Origin of the sequence: Marinobacter sp. DUT-1, from assembly GCF_050379415.1 — a bacterium.
GTDB lineage: Bacteria > Pseudomonadota > Gammaproteobacteria > Pseudomonadales > Oleiphilaceae > Marinobacter.
In genome coordinates this window covers 802,831-817,924 of sequence record NZ_JBNRLS010000002.1, presented here as the reverse complement: position 1 = coordinate 817,924, position 15,094 = coordinate 802,831, and the positions used below count along the sequence as shown (strand labels likewise).

Annotated in this window: 12 protein-coding genes; 4 read left to right on the top strand and 8 right to left on the bottom strand. The window is 58.3% G+C overall.

Annotated elements, in window-relative coordinates; genetic code table 11:
- Positions 1 to 13 precede the first annotated feature (13 nt).
- Entirely contained in the window at positions 14 to 1,405 is a 1,392-nt protein-coding gene (gene sthA / locus ACQUTG_RS09375; protein WP_428919133.1) for a Si-specific NAD(P)(+) transhydrogenase, read from the top strand.
- 156 nt (positions 1,406 to 1,561) lie between these two features.
- Here the strand turns inward: sthA and ACQUTG_RS09370 are convergent, their stop codons facing one another.
- From ACQUTG_RS09370 to ACQUTG_RS09340, 7 genes are all read right to left on the bottom strand, one after another.
- Entirely contained in the window at positions 1,562 to 2,392 is an 831-nt protein-coding gene (locus tag ACQUTG_RS09370; RefSeq protein WP_428919132.1) for a glycerophosphodiester phosphodiesterase, read from the bottom strand.
- Positions 2,389 to 3,516, bottom strand: a complete 1,128-nt coding sequence (locus tag ACQUTG_RS09365; RefSeq protein WP_428919131.1) for a 3-deoxy-7-phosphoheptulonate synthase — start codon at positions 3,514 to 3,516, stop codon at positions 2,389 to 2,391. The genes ACQUTG_RS09370 and ACQUTG_RS09365 overlap by 4 nt, the downstream gene beginning before the upstream one ends.
- 14 nt (positions 3,517 to 3,530) lie before the next feature.
- Entirely contained in the window at positions 3,531 to 3,977 is a 447-nt protein-coding gene (locus ACQUTG_RS09360; RefSeq protein WP_428919130.1) for a TerB family tellurite resistance protein, read from the bottom strand.
- Between the two features lie 27 nt (positions 3,978 to 4,004).
- Positions 4,005 to 4,970: a transaldolase gene (tal, locus tag ACQUTG_RS09355; protein ID WP_428919129.1), complete on the bottom strand. Its 966-nt coding sequence runs from the start codon at positions 4,968 to 4,970 to the stop codon at positions 4,005 to 4,007.
- A 106-nt stretch (positions 4,971 to 5,076) separates the two neighbouring features.
- Positions 5,077 to 6,111, bottom strand: coding sequence for a tRNA dihydrouridine(20/20a) synthase DusA (dusA, locus tag ACQUTG_RS09350; RefSeq protein ID WP_428919128.1), 1,035 nt, complete (start codon positions 6,109 to 6,111; stop codon positions 5,077 to 5,079).
- 146 nt (positions 6,112 to 6,257) lie between these two features.
- Positions 6,258 to 7,283: an NAD(P)H-dependent flavin oxidoreductase gene (locus ACQUTG_RS09345; RefSeq protein WP_428919127.1), complete on the bottom strand. Its 1,026-nt coding sequence runs from the start codon at positions 7,281 to 7,283 to the stop codon at positions 6,258 to 6,260.
- Positions 7,280 to 7,777, bottom strand: coding sequence for an acyl-CoA thioesterase (locus ACQUTG_RS09340; protein ID WP_428919126.1), 498 nt, complete (start codon positions 7,775 to 7,777; stop codon positions 7,280 to 7,282). Before ACQUTG_RS09340 ends, ACQUTG_RS09345 begins: the two co-directional genes overlap by 4 nt.
- Before the next feature lie 246 nt (positions 7,778 to 8,023).
- Between ACQUTG_RS09340 and ACQUTG_RS09335 the strand changes: the two genes are divergently transcribed.
- The 3 genes from ACQUTG_RS09335 to ACQUTG_RS09325 all read left to right on the top strand — a co-directional run bounded on the left by ACQUTG_RS09335 (position 8,024) and on the right by ACQUTG_RS09325 (position 13,756).
- A complete protein-coding gene (locus ACQUTG_RS09335) occupies positions 8,024 to 11,155 on the top strand; it encodes a DUF3427 domain-containing protein (protein ID WP_428919125.1) in 3,132 nt (1,043 codons plus the stop codon).
- Positions 11,152 to 12,834, top strand: coding sequence for a methyltransferase domain-containing protein (locus ACQUTG_RS09330; protein WP_428919124.1), 1,683 nt, complete (start codon positions 11,152 to 11,154; stop codon positions 12,832 to 12,834). Before ACQUTG_RS09335 ends, ACQUTG_RS09330 begins: the two co-directional genes overlap by 4 nt.
- Positions 12,835 to 12,946: 112 nt before the next feature.
- The gene (locus ACQUTG_RS09325) at positions 12,947 to 13,756 is read left to right on the top strand and encodes an SDR family oxidoreductase (protein WP_428919123.1); all 810 of its coding nucleotides are present in this window, start codon (positions 12,947 to 12,949) and stop codon (positions 13,754 to 13,756) included.
- 4 nt (positions 13,757 to 13,760) lie between these two features.
- Here ACQUTG_RS09325 and ACQUTG_RS09320 read toward each other — a convergent pair whose 3' ends face one another.
- Positions 13,761 to 14,945, bottom strand: a complete 1,185-nt coding sequence (locus ACQUTG_RS09320) for a trans-sulfuration enzyme family protein (RefSeq protein ID WP_428919122.1) — start codon at positions 14,943 to 14,945, stop codon at positions 13,761 to 13,763.
- Between the last annotated feature and the right edge of the window lie 149 nt (positions 14,946 to 15,094).

The window sequence follows — 15,094 nt, the reverse complement described above, 5'->3', positions numbered from 1 at the left end:
AGTCACTGCGCGCATGGCAGAACATCATTACGACGTCGTCGTTATCGGCGCTGGTCCGTCCGGCGAAGGCGCGGCGATGAATGCGACCAAACACGGCAAGCGTGTCGCGATCATCGAAGACAAGCCGACGGTTGGTGGTAACTGCACCCACTGGGGCACCATCCCGTCCAAGGCGCTGCGTCACTCGGTCAAGCAGATCATCACGTTCAACACCAACCAGATGTTCCGTGATATCGGCGAGCCGCGCTGGTTCTCCTTTCCAAGAGTTCTGCAGAACGCGCAGAAAGTGATTGGCAAGCAGGTCAAGCTGCGCACCCAGTTCTATTCCCGCAACCGGGTGGACCTGATCAATGGCCGCGCATCGTTCCTGGACCGGAACCGGCTCGAGGTTCGAGGTAACAAGTCGGTCGAAACCCTGCATTTCAAGCAGGCCATCGTTGCTACCGGCTCCCGACCGTACCTGCCACCCGACGTGAATTTCCGCCACCACCGGATCTACAACTCCGATACCATCCTGAATCTGTCCCATACCCCGAGGACACTGATCATCTATGGCGCGGGTGTCATTGGCTCCGAGTATGCCTCGATTTTCGCTGGCCTGGGCGTCAAGGTGGACCTGATCAACCCGGGCAGCCGTCTGCTGTCGTTCCTGGATGACGAGATCTCCGACGCCCTGAGCTACCACCTGCGTAACAACGGCGTGCTGGTGCGTCACAACGAGCAATACGAGTCTGTGGTGGGGGATGACCACGGCGTAGTGCTGTCGCTGCAGTCCGGCAAGAAGATCCGGGCGGATGCCTTCCTGTGGTGTAACGGCCGTACCGGCAACACCGACAGCCTGAGCCTCGAGAACATCGATCTGGTACCCAACGGCCGCGGCCAGCTCGCGGTCGACGAGCATTACCGGACCGAAGTGGAAAACATCTACGCGGTGGGTGACGTGATCGGCTGGCCCAGCCTGGCCAGTGCCGCCTACGACCAGGGTCGCTCGGCGTCCTCGGACATCGTCAAGGATGAATACTTCCGGTTCGTGTCGGATGTGCCGACCGGCATCTACACCATTCCGGAGATCAGTTCCGTGGGTAAGACCGAGCGGGAACTGACCGAAGCCAAGGTGCCCTACGAAGTGGGCCAGGCCTTCTTCAAGGACCTCGCCCGTGCCCAGATCACCGGCGAGGCAGTGGGCATGCTGAAGATCCTGTTCCACCGGGAAACCCGGCAAATCCTGGGCATCCACTGCTTCGGTGACCAGGCCGCCGAGATCGTCCACATCGGCCAGGCCATCATGAACCAGGAAGGGGAGGCCAACTCCCTGAACTACTTCATCAACACCACCTTCAACTACCCGACCATGGCCGAGGCCTACCGGGTGGCAGCGTTGAATGGGTTGAACCGGATTTTCTGATGAAGTCGGGGTCAGAAGAAAGCCTTCTTCTGACCCCTTTTTCAATCTCGGAGTTAGGCGCCAACTTGGGGTCAGATGAAGGTTTTCATCAGACCCCTTTGCAGCGGTCTAAGTTGGGGTCAGATGAACAAGTTCATCAGACCCCTGTGCTTACCCTCAGGCCGGGCCTTCCCCCGGGGTCAGATGAAAGCCTTCATCTGACCCCATTTTCATCTCTGAATCCCCCTGCACAGCTTCCCGCGTCGGCAACTGCAACAATGCCCGGGCCCGATTATCAAAAAACATCCGGGTACTGGTCGGGTAGTCGGTAATGATGCTGTCCACTCCCAAATCCTCAAGCTGCAGCATGTCGTGGATGCGGTTCACGGTCCAGGTTGACACGTGCATGCCCCGGCGATGGGCCAGATCGACCATGTCCTTGCTCAGGATTTTCCAGTTGGCACAGAAATACTCGCAGCCCAGCCGGGTGGCGATATTGAGTGGCCGGGGGAATTTCCGCTCCGCCACCAGTCCGGTGCGGATGTTCTTGTCGCGGCGCCGGATTTCCCGCAGGAACCACGGATCGCTGGAGGTCACGGCAGCGCGCTGGTAAAGATCCCGGTGCTGGATGATTTCGGTCAGCCGGTTGCACAGGATGTTCAGGCGCTGGCGGGCGTCCTTTTTGACCTCAAGCTGGAGGTGCTCCAGATCATCAAACTGGTCCAGCAGCTGCTCCAGGCTTGGAATGCCCACCTTCCTGGGCCAGGAAGTGGTATTCCGGCGTGCATCCATATTCGCCAGTTCGGCAGCCGTATAATTGCACACACCGCCCTTGGCGCCGGTGGTACGGTCCACGGTCAGGTCATGGACGAGCACCGGGATGCCGTCCCTGGACAGAACAACATCCAGCTCAAAATGCCGTATGCCGTGGCGATAGGCGTGAATGAATCCGGGGAGGGTGTTCTCCGGAGCCTCTCCCTTGGCGCCCCGGTGCCCGTAGACGATCATTCTGCTGCTGAATCCTTCATTCGTTGGTAAATGGCCTGGCGCTTTTTCCAGGTTTCATGGCACAGGCGGATATCTTCAAGATAGGCCGGCAGTTCGTGCATGAGCAAGGCTTGGGGGCCATCCACCAGGGCTTTTTCCGGCTTCGGGTGGAAGTCCACCAGTACCATGTTGGCGCCGGCGATCACGCCCTGGGCGGTGGCATGTTCCAGGTCGAGAATACCGTCCGGTGAGGCGTCCCGACTGCCCACCGAATGGGAAGGATCCACGCACACCGGCATCCGGGTCAGACGCTTGACCGCAGGCACATGGGCAAAATCCACCATGTTGCGGTGCGGGTTGCCGGCTTCCGTTTTCATGCCGCGCAGGCAGAAAATGACATTGGAGTTGCCTTCACTGGCCAGGTATTCCGCGGCGTTCAGGGACTCGTTCAGGGTAATGCCGAAACCACGCTTGAGTAGCACGGGGTAGGTACTCTGACGACCGATGGCCTTCAGCAGCTCGAAGTTCTGGGTGTTCCGGGTGCCCACCTGCAGCATGACGCCGGTCGGGCGCCCCAGCTTCTCCAGGCAGGTGTCGATTTCCTCGATGTGGCTCTCGTGGGTGATCTCCATGGCGATCACCTTGATGCCGTGCTTGCCGGCCTTCTCGAACACCCATGGCAGACAGCCCTTGCCGTGGCCCTGGAACGAGTAGGGGTTGGTTCGCGGCTTGTAGGCACCCATGCGGGTACAGACTTCGCCATGCTCCTCCAGTGCCTGCATCATCATTTCGACGTGCTCTGGCACATCCACGGCACACAGGCCCGCAAATATGTTCAGGTTCTGCTGGTTGAACTCCACACCGTTGTAGGTGAAGCCGCTCTGACGCTGGTCATCCCGATGCCGGCCCAGAATCCGGTAGTCCTCGGAAATGCGGATGGCTCGCTCCACAGCCGGCAAGGCTTCGATTTCTTCCTTGTCCAGGGACTTGGTATCCCCCAGCAGGTAGATCTCGGTCAACCGCTGGCTGGCACCCTGCACCTCGTGCACACGCAGGGACACGTTGGGCAGGTTTTCCAGGTAGTGCATGGTCTGCCGGTAGGCGTCACTGTCCAGCGTGGTATTGGGATGAAGAATGGCTAGCATGGTATCTCCTTGTATTAACCGGTCCCCTCGGCCCGGTGCCGCGCCTGCATGTATTCCCTGTGGTTAAGATGCAGCAGGTCTGCCATGCGGCGAATAAGGTGTTCTTCATATTTGTCGATGCGCCCGTCGGCCAGGGCCACGTGCCAGATGCTCTCCAGCAGGGTCTGTTTCTGGTCCTGGTCCAGATGATCGTTGATCTGGCCGGTAAACTCGTACAGTGACGTGGCATCTTCGGCGTGGGCGAGGGCATCCTGCAGGATCTCTTCGGCTTCCTCACGGGTCACCTGGTGGGCCTTCACGGCACAGTCCACGATGGTTTTCAGTTCCCGCTCGTCCTCGTCGTTGTCCACCCGGGACAGTTGCACCATCAGGGCCGTGGCGGCGACCGCGAGCTGATGGGCGTCCGGTTTGACCGGCTCGGATTCGGGAACGGCAAACAGTTTCTTCAGGCGCTCAATCATGATCGGTTACTTCGGTTGTTGAATCACTCAGGCCGCACGGGCCAGTTGGCGCACCCGGTTCTCCAGCTCAATCTGATCGGCGGTGAACCGGCGGATGCCATCAGCCAGCTTCTCGGTGGCCATGGCATCCTCGTTGGACTCCCAGCGGAACAGTTTTTCATCAATGGAACCGAACCGGTCGCTGGTGTTGGCGTTGTCCGGGCGCAGCTGCCGGTCGAGGGCGCCGGCATCGTCCTGCAGTTCCTGCAGCAGGGCAGGGCTGATGGTCAGCTTGTCGCAACCGGCCAGCATCTCGATCTCGCCGGTGTTGCGGAAGCTGGCGCCCATCACCACGGTGTCGAAGCCGTTGGCCTTGTAGTAATTGTAGATCCTGCTGACGGAGAGTACGCCCGGATCTTCGCGGGCCGGGTAGCTGTCCCGCCCGCTGTTGGCCAGGTGCCAGTCCAGGATACGACCGACGAACGGTGAAACCAGGTGTGCGCCCGCCTGGGCACAGGCCGCGGCCTGGATGAAAGAGAACAGCAGAGTCAGGTTGCAGCGGATGCCTTCCTTCTCCAGCTGCTCGGCGGCGCGGATGCCTTCCCAGGTGGAGGCAATCTTGATCAGCACCCGGCTGGTATCCACGCCCTGGCGGTCATAGAACTCCACCAGGCGGCGAGCCCGCTCCAGGGTGCCGGCGGTATCGAAGGACAAGCGAGCGTCCACTTCGGTGGATACCAGACCCGGGATCAGGTTCAGGATTTCCCGGCCGGCCAGTACCGCCAGCATGTCGGTGGCTACGGTAAGCTGTTCCGCATCGGAACCACCGTGGCGCCGGGCTTCCGCCACGGCCTTGTCCAGCATCGGACGATAGGCCTCGGAGGCGGCTGCCTTCAGCAGCAGCGACGGGTTGGTGGTGGCATCTTCCGGGCGCCACTTGGCGATGGCTTCGATATCGCCCGTGTCGGCTACCACGGTGGTCATGGTTTTCAGTTGGTCAAGCTTGCTGGTCATTCGTCCTGTCGTCCCGGTTGTACGTTGTTTCAGGCATCCATCTCCGGGATGCCGGTGTTTTCCCTACAATAACGGGCTGTTCTGACAGGAACAAGACAACAAAAGGTTAGCTTTCGGCAACAGTCACCGGCTCAGGCACCCGGACCTTGGCCAGGGCCGCCCGGATGACTTCCAGACCGCTGCCGGGCTTGTGGGCATTCTCGCTGATATGGCGCCGGAACTGGCGGCCGCCGGGCATGCCATGGAACAGGCCCATGATGTGCCGGGAAATGTGGGTGAGATACACGCCCCGGTCCAGTTCCTGCTGGATGAACGGGAACATGGCCCGCAGAGCTTCATGGCGATTTGCCACCGGTGCCGGCTCACCAAAGAACTCCGTGTCCACAGCGGCCAGTAACCACGGGTTGTGGTAGGCCTCGCGGCCCAGCATCACGCCATCGGTGTGGCGCAGATGCTCGTGGCATTCCTCGAAGGTCTTGATACCGCCGTTGATGATGATCTCCAGATGCGGGTACCGCTCCTTCAGCTGGTAGACCCAGTCGTACTTCAGCGGCGGGATGTCGCGGTTCTCCTTGGGGCTGAGGCCTTCGAGAATCGCAATGCGGGCATGCACGATGAAAGTGCGGCAACCGGCAGCGGCCACCTTGTCGACGAACTCGCACAACGCGTCCCAGGACTCCCGACCATTGATGCCGATCCGGTGCTTGACCGTCACCGGCAAATTCGTTGCGGCGATCATCGCCGCCACCGCCTCGGCCACCTTGTCCGGATGGCCCATCAGGCAGGCACCGATCATGTTGTTCTGGACCCGGTCACTCGGGCAGCCAACATTCAGGTTCACCTCGTCGAAACCGAACTGCTCAGCCAGCTTCGCACAGTGAGCCAGCTCGCCCGGATCACTGCCGCCAAGCTGCAGGGCCAGGGGATATTCGGAGGGATCATGGCGCAGGAATCGCTCGGTGTCGCCGTGGATCAGGGCACCGGTGGTCACCATCTCTGTATACAGCAGGGCACGCCGGCTCAGGATCCTGGCAAGGTAGCGGAAATGCGGCGTGGTCCAGTCCATCATTGGGGCCACGCAGAAGCGGCGGGACGGGCCGGAGTTGTGGCGAGCGGCATCCAATGTGGAGTTTGCGGACATTGCAGTAACCTATCTACGGAAAAACAGTTGTCAGTACGAAAATCTGAGCGCCGTAGTTTAACAGGGTTGGCAGGGTGATTGCCGTAAGGCTTTGGCGAAGTCTCATTGCCAGTTGGCCAACCCTGGATATTGTTGTTTGCAAATGTTCAGGGAACCAGCCGTTCCAGAATCTCGGCCGCCGATGCTTCCCGGCAGCCTGAGGCGTTCTGCCCACACCACAAGGGTGAAAAGTCACCGGAACCGGTCGCCTCAGCCGCAGCCCGAAGTGGCGCAATGGCGCCGGTGGCGAGGGGGAACTCCGGTGCCTCAGGGGATACCGGGCCCAGCTCCTGCATCACACGGTTCACAATGCCCCGGGCAGGGCCGCCGGAGAACAGGTTGGTGATGGCGGTATGCCGGGCCTGGGGGCTTTTCAGTGCTTCCCGGTGGACCGGTTTGGTGGTCGCCTCCGGGCAGAGCAAAAACGCGGTTCCCACCTGGGCCGCGATTGCGCCAAGATCCAGCGCGGCTTTCACACCATGGGCATCGGCAATGCCGCCGGCAGCAATCACCGGTACCTTCACCGCGGTGACGATCTGCGGCAGCAGGGCAAAGGTGCCCATCTGCGTGGTCATGTCCCTGGTCAGGAAAATTCCGCGGTGGCCACCGGCCTCAAGACCCTGGGCGATGATGGCGTCGGCACCGTGCTGCTCCAGCCAGAGGGCCTCCTCCACCGTGGTCGCGGTCGACAGGATCCTGGCGCCAGCCTTCCGCACCCGTTCAACCAGGGCAGGCTCCGGCAGTCCGAAATGGAAACTCACCACCGCCGGGTGGAATTCCTCCACCAGAGCGGCAGCGTCTTCATTGAATGGCATCCGGCCCGGCCCTGAAGGTATGGGATCAGGATCAATGCCGAATTCCCGATAATAGGGCGCCAGCGCCTGACGCCACCTCCGCTCGCTGTCCGCATCCGGTGTTGGCGGCGTGTGGGCGAAGAAGTTCAGGTTGAAGGGCTTTTCGGTGGCCGCTTTGAGAGCCTGAAGCTCGGTTCGAAGCGCCTCCGGGCTAAGCATGGCGCAGGGCAGGGAGCCCAGGCCTCCGGCATTCGAGACGGCGGCAGCCAGTCTGTGATCCTGAACGCCGGCCATGGGCGCCTGGATGATGGGAAGCTGTATGCCGAGAAAGTCTTTCATGTTCGATCCTTGTCAGTGTCCCGTCTGGTTAATTCGGGCTCTTGCTCTCCGGCATGGCTGATCAGCACTCCCGGAGCTCCTTCCTCAAGCTGCGCCCGGATATGATCCGGAATAACCACCTTGGACATGCTGGATGACCGGATCATCACATCGGTGATGTCCGCATCGGCGATGAACTGGCCATCCCCGTAGCGATAGAACTCCAGGTGCAGGGTGAACGATGTGTTGCCGATCCGCCCGGTATGAATCCTCGCTTCCAGCACATCATCAAACCGCGCAGGCGCTTTCCAGTTCACCGTGAGACTCACCACCTGGACGTCAAGATCCTGATCCAGCAGGCGCTGGTAATCACCGAACACGGCCCGGATGTATTCGTTAACGGAAATGTCCACGAAGTCGGCGTAGCGGGCGTTGAAGACGACGCCCTGGGCGTCGCACTCGCCGTAGCGGACTCGGAAGCGGAATTTGAAGGGGGAGTTGTTGTTTTCGGTCATGGTTCACTAATGCGGTTGAATGAGATTTCAAGGCTAACCGATTCCCGAGATCATGCAACTTGGCCATCTCAGGACCTGCTGGTAACCTGGCTTACAACAATGCGGCACGAATTAGTAGTAAGGAAACTGTCCCATGCCCGATACGCTAGGCTATTACGACAACAACGCCGAAGCGTTTGTGGAGTCCACCTTTGAGGTTGCCATGGATGAGGTCTGTGGTGAGTTGCATCAAAAAGGACCTATGTGATGCAGCAAACCGGCATTTACGAGCAGCTAATTACGAAGCTGATCGAGAGCCGCCTTGATCGGGAAAAGTTCTACGTTGGCGAGCGTCAGCTCAGCAGCGCGGAAGCGTCGGTGTGGTTGTCTCGATTCCTGTCTAATATTCTTGAGTTTGCTATTGAGTCAGTTCCCACGGGCGAAAACCGACTGCAAGAGCAAATTGAGCTTTCAAATCAACTGCTGATGTGGCTCAAGGGTCAGATTCAGGACGACGGGTTTCTGGAAGAGAACCTTCTTGATAGCCAGGGAAAAATTCTGACCGCTCTGTACGAGCTGGAGAACCCTGTTGCAGCTGACCTAAAACGATATGTAGAAGACATTTTCCCTCTCACGGGGCTCACCCAGAGTGAGCTGTTCTCGGGAAGTAATGCGGGCCTGTCACTCGAGTCCGAATTGAAACGCGAGATTCTGTCAGCGGACAAGATTTACTGGCTGGTTTCATTTATCAAATGGGCCGGGATTCGTATTTTCAGGAAGGAACTGGAAGCCTTTACCGCCAGTGGTCGCGAGCTGAAAATCATCACCACATCCTACATGGGCGCAACAGATGCGAGGGCAGTTGAGTATTTGGCCAGCTTGCCGAATACCGAAGTGAGGCTGAGTTACAACACTGAGCGCGAGAGGCTGCACGCCAAAAGCTATCTGTTCCTCAGAAATTCGGGTTATCACACCGGCTACATCGGATCATCAAACCTCTCCCGCTCGGCTTTGACCAACGGGCTTGAATGGAACCTGAAGATTACGTCTCAGGAAATTCCGCATATTATCAATAAGTCCCTCAGTACCTTTGAAACCTATTGGGCATCAGACGAATTTGAGCGGTTTGACGGTCAGGCTGAAAGTGCTGAAAAACTCAAGCGTGCGCTGAAGCAGCAAAGAGGACAGGACGATGCTGGTGCATTGCATTTTTTTGATATTACGCCGTTTCCCCACCAGAAGGACATTCTGGAACAGCTTTCTGTGGAGCGGGACGTACACCAGCGTTATCGAAACCTTGTGGTGGCTGCCACAGGTACCGGTAAGACATTAATCTCTGCCTTTGACTTCCACCGATTCTTGAAGGCAAAGCCTGACGCAAATTTTTTATTTGTTGCCCACCGGGAAGAAATCTTGCGACAGGCTCGCGAAGCTTACCGTGGAGTATTGAGAAATGGCGCTTTTGGTGAGCTATGGGTAGGAGGGGAGCTCCCTGATCATTTCCGCCAATTATTTGTATCCATCCAGACATTAAACAACCAGCTGGATCAGCTGAAACTGACACCGGACTACTACGACTACATCGTTATCGACGAGGTGCACCACATCGCCGCATCAAGTTACCGAGCGGTACTTGAGCACTTCTCGCCTTTAATTCTATTGGGGCTAACGGCCACGCCAGAGCGGCATGATGGTGGCGATATTTTGAGTGACTTTGGCGGCGTAATTGCGGCAGAGCTTAGCTTGCCAGAAGCAATCAACCGTCGCCACCTTTGCCCATTCCAATACTTCGGGATTGATGATGACACCGACCTTCGCACCATTCCCTGGAATCGTGGTCGTTACGATCCCGTTCAGCTGACAAACCTTTACACGCACAATCATGACCGTGTGAGGAAAATTCTGCGCAGTCTGCAGGAAATCGTCACCGATATAGAAGCCATGAAGGCGTTGGCATTCTGTGTAAGCCGCGATCACGCGAACTTTATGGTCCAGCAGCTACTATTTCAGGGCATCAGGGCTGATGTGCTAACCAGTGACAACAGCCATGAACGACAGCAAAAACAACAAGCCATTCGTTCAGGGCAGATCAACGTGTTGTGTGTCGTCGATATCTTCAACGAAGGCATCGACATTCCGGAAGTTGACACCTTGCTGTTTCTGCGCCCAACGGAGAGTTTGACCATTTTCTTGCAGCAACTTGGCCGCGGTCTGCGTTTGGCAGATAGTAAAGACTGCTGCACAGTCCTGGATTTTGTTGGTAACTCGAGGCCCGAGTATGATTTTGCGAATAAATTCAGGGCATTGGTGGGTAAATCTGAACGTTCGATCACCGACGAACTGAAACAAGGCTTCCCTCATGCGCCGTTGGGTTGTCGGATTGAGCTGACCAAGAAAACCCAGGAGATGGTGCTCAGTAACATTCGACAGGCCACTTTGACGATGAAGCGTCTGGTGTCACTGGTTCGCCAGTTTCCTCAGCATTCAACGCAGCCGCTGACACTGAAGAACTTTTTAATTCAGCATCCACACATTGATCTCAATGAGTTGTATAAGCGGGGCAGTTGGTCAGAGCTGGTCAGTAAAGCCAAGGATGAGGACATTGTTGATGAGTCGCCGTTCAAACTGGCGAAAAAGGCGATCTTCAATCGGATTTTGATTTGTGACGATCATCAATACCTGCTTTTCCTTAAAAAGTTGTGCCATGTGGGCTTTGTTTGGGACCAGGCAGAAAGTCGTTGGGCACTGATGTGTCATTACGATTTATGGCAAAAAGCTGGACCTGCGTTGGGGTTTGAGTCACTTTCCCAAAGCTTGGCCGAAGTCAACAATCTGGGGCTAAAGCAAGAGCTGTCTGATGTGCTCGATTGGAAATTGGCGCAAACCAAGCATGAGCAACCAGTCATGCCGGATTTGCAGCAAGTGCCTTTGCGTCTTCATGCGCGTTATTCCAGAGAGCAGATCCTGGTAGGCTTTGGCGCGGCCACTTTTAGTGCCCAGTCCGCATCCCAGGAGGGGGTGTTTGTAATTCCGGATCGGAACTACATACTGCTATTCGTTACTTTAGATAAAAATGAAAAGCAGTTTTCACCAACAACGATGTACCACGATTACGCAATCAATGAAGAGCTATTTCATTGGCAATCGCAGAATCCTTCTCATCCTGAGAGTGGACGAGGCAAGGATTACATCTATCATGGTGTCTTGAAGAAGCGGATCTTCTTATTTGTGAGGGAGCAAGTAAAAGATCAGTATGGTCGGACCGCGGGATATGTTAACTACGGCGAGGTCGACTACGTGTCTCATACTGGTTCTCGGCCAATGAGCATTACATGGAAACTCCGTACGCCTATGCCAAACTTTATGTGGCAACAGGCTGCAAAGTTGGCAGTAGCATGACGTACGCCCCCTACAACAAAAACGCCCAGGAATTCTTCACCCAATACCAGTCCCTGACCTTCGAACAGGTCCACAGCGACTGGCTTCCCTACTTGGACAAGAAAAGCGGTCTGGCTCTGGATGTGGGCGCGGGCAGTGGCCGAGATGCTCTGGCACTGGCGGAGCGTGGCTGGGATGTTGTAGCAGTGGAGCCGGCGGCTGAACTGCGCCGCCTGGGCGAAGCAGCAACGGCCCACCGCAGTATCCAGTGGGTGGATGATTCCCTGCCGGACCTGAGTGAAATCCGCAAACTCAGTTACCGGTTTGATCTGGTGCTGGTGTCTGCCGTCTGGATGCACCTTCCGCCCGGCTCCCGGGAGCGCGCGTTCCGCATTCTGACGGAGCTGTTGGCTCCCTCCGGCATGTTGGTGATCACCTTGCGCCACGGGCAGGGGGATGGTGAGCGGCAGTTTTATGAAGTCAGCAAGGCGGAGCTGGACAGCTTCGCCCGCCAGCGTGCGGTTATGCCGGTGCCTTTGCCCGATACAGCCCGTGCCGATCAACTCAAGCGCGCAGATGTCTGGTGGGAAACCGCCGTGTACCGCTTGCCGGATGATGGCACCGGGGCGCTGCCCACGTTGCGGCATATCATTATCAATGACAACAAATTCTCCACCTACAAGCTCGGGTTGCTGCGAACGTTGGTGCGTATGGCAGACAGTGCGCCGGGGCTGGTGCTGAACCGGTCGGATGACTGGGTGGAACTGCCGCTGGGGGCAGTGGGTCTGTTCTGGATCATGCTGTATCACCCGTTGGTGCTGAAACACCATCTACGGCAGTCTCCCGGTTCCCGTGGGCTTGGCTTTGCGGGGGATGACTTCTACGAACTCGGCAAGCTGTCGCCTCTGGATTTTCGTGTGGGATTGTCGCTGTCGGCGGAGGTTGCTCCGGTGGTTATGCGGGCTATCAGGCTCGCGGCTTCAAACATTCTCAAGAATCCGGCGCATTTCACCACCTGGCCGGGAACCAATCGCCAGATTTTCGAGGGTGGCGCAAGCCGACTGACCATTCGCAATGAGCCGGTTCGGCTGGATAAGGAAACCCTGGCCCGGTTCGGACGCTTCCGTGTACCGGCCATGCTCTGGGATACCTTCAGCCGTTATGCCTGCTGGGTAGAGCCGGCCATTGTGAATGAGTGGATCAACCTGATGGGCAGCTGGGAGGCTCGCTACTCGTCGGAGACTTACCACAAGGCGCTGCAGTGGGTAGAAGGGCGGCGTGATACCTCGGTGGTGCGCAAGCTGGTGGAACAGCAGTTGTCTAACGGTTCAGTGGAGTGTGTGTGGACTGCCAGAGACCTTTCCCGGAGTCGCTATGATATTGACCACTGCTTTCCCTGGTCCCGCTGGAACAATAACGATCTGTGGAATCTGTTGCCTGCTTCCCACAGCGCCAATGCTGCGAAGTCCGAAAGGCTTCCGGCAGATTCGCTGCTGAAACAGGCCCGGCCGCGGGTGATCGAGTGGTGGGAGCATGCCATTGTCGGATCGGAACGCGAGCGGCAGTTTTACTCGGAGGCGGAAGCGGCGCTGCCGTTACTGGGTGAAAGTCGTACCTTGGACGGCGTATTTGAGGGCATGCTGCAGCAGCGTTTGCGGTTGAAAACCAACCTTCAGCTGGCCGAGTGGCTCGGTCTTTGAATGCTGATTGGCTGTTCGGCCACTTCACGTTCCGTCAATGAAGGCATAGGTTCTTGAGGGATGGCTGGTTAAGCTAAAGGGAACAATAACCAGAACGGAGATCGTTCCCTGCATGAGCCACTCCCGCAAAGCCGAGTCATCCCACTCTCCCAGACAGATCTACATCACCGGCGGCGCCAGCGGCATCGGCCTCCAGCTTGCACGGGAGTATGTGCGCTCTGGCTGCGCGATCACCCTGTTTGATATCCAGTCCACGGAAAATGCGGTTGCCGAGCTTTCGGCCATCCCCGGCGGAGGCCCGGTACGCGCCTTTGTCTTGGACGTCAGTGATGCCGCCACGGTCCGGGAAGTGTTCGCCGAGGCTGCGGCAGAGCAGGAGCCGGATGTGGTTATCCACTGTGCCGGCATCTGCATCGCAGCGCCTTTTGACGAGATCGACGATGGTGCCTACACCCGGCTGATCAACATCAACCTGCTTGGCTCCCGCCATGTGGCGGCGGGTGTGCTGCCGCATCTGAAGGCGGGCTCCCAACTGGTGTTTGTGGCTTCCATGGCCGGGCTGGTCGGGTGTTACGGGTATTCGGCCTACTGTGCCTCCAAATACGGTGTGGTTGGCCTGGCGGAGGTGTTGCGTATCGAGTTGGCGCCCAGGGGCATTGATGTGTCTGTGGTCTGTCCGCCAGAGGTGGAGACGCCGCTGGTGGTGGAGGAGCGCAAGAGCCGGCCCAAACAGACCGAGTCGCTGAAGCTGATGGCCGGCACTTTGCCGGTGGAATTTGCCGTTGAGCAGATTCGACGGGGTATCGATCAGCGCCGGTTCCTGATCATTCCCGGCAAGCGGGCGCGCAGCCTGTGGTTCACCAACAAGCTGCTGCCCGGATTCCTGACCCGCCGGCTGGCGGATTTTCTGGTCAGTCGCTGAGGTTTTAGCCGAAGGCTTTGTCGAGGGCCTGGTTGAGATCCGCGATCAGGTCCTCGCTGTCTTCCAGTCCGATGGACAGCCGCAGCATGCCGTCGGTAACGCCCCGCTTGAGCCGTTCCTCCTGGCTGAGTCCGTGGTGGCTGGTGGCGCAGGGTTGGCTGACGAGGCTCTCCACGCCGCCGAGGCTGGTGGCCAGCAAAAAGAGGCGCAGGTTGTCTGCCACCGCGGTGGATGTCGCCCGGTCACCGTCCACCTCGATCGTGACCATGCCGCCAAATCCTTTCATCTGACTGGCGGCCAGTTCGTGATCGGCAAATTCGGGCAAGCCGGGGTAGAGCACACGGCGCACCTTCGGATGTTGTGCCATGGCCTGTGCCACCACCATGGCGTTCTCGTTATGCTGGCGGATACGCACCGGCAGGGTGCGCAGGCTCCGGGAGAGCAGGGCGGCGGTTTCCGGGGCAAGCAGTTGCCCCAGGTTCTTTCGCCAGGGCACAACCGCTGCCGCCAGTTCCGCGGTAGTCATGAGTGCGCCTGCGGTCAGGTCGCTGTGGCCGCCCAGGTACTTGGTGGCGCTGTGCAACACCAGGTCGGCGCCCAGTTCCAGTGGTTGCTGGTTGATGGGACTGGCAAAGGTGTTGTCCACCGCCACCAGTGCGCCACGCTGATGGGCGATCCTGGCGATGGCGGCAATGTCCAGAATGGCCAGGTTGGGGTTGGCGGGTGTCTCGAAATAGACCAGCTTGCCCGGTTCATCCAGGGCGTTTGCCAGTTGGCCCACCTCCTCCTTGAACAGGAAATGCACCGGAATGCCCAGTGCCTGGCAGTGATTGACCAGCAGCTCCTGGGTGCCTCCGTAAAGATCACCCACGCACACAATGCCCTTGCGACCATGGGCCAGCAGTGTCGCTGAAATGGCGGCCATGCCCGAGGCAAACGCCAGCGCGGCCTCTGCGTTCTCAAGCCGGGCCAGCCCCTGTTCCAGCTCCTCGATACTCGGGTTCGTGCCCCAGCGGGTATACAGATGGCCTGGCGCGCGGCGCTCGATCACGTCCAGTAGCGCGTCTGTGTTCTCGAACTGGTAGGTGGTGGTGTTGTAGACCGGCGAGTAGGGGCTGCCGAAGCGGTCCCGGTGATGGCGGTTGTGAATGATGCCTGTGGCGGGGCCGTGGGAGTTGTCCTGGCTCATTGCAGTTCCTGCTGGTTGGGCTTGAACGAGAATTCTTGCACGGGGATGCGTCCGCTGAAAGGTATGGGATTGATCTGGATGGTGGAGATATGGATGCAAACCGGGCCGACGGGTAGACTTGCGCGTATTTCCTGAAGCCGTTCATTTAC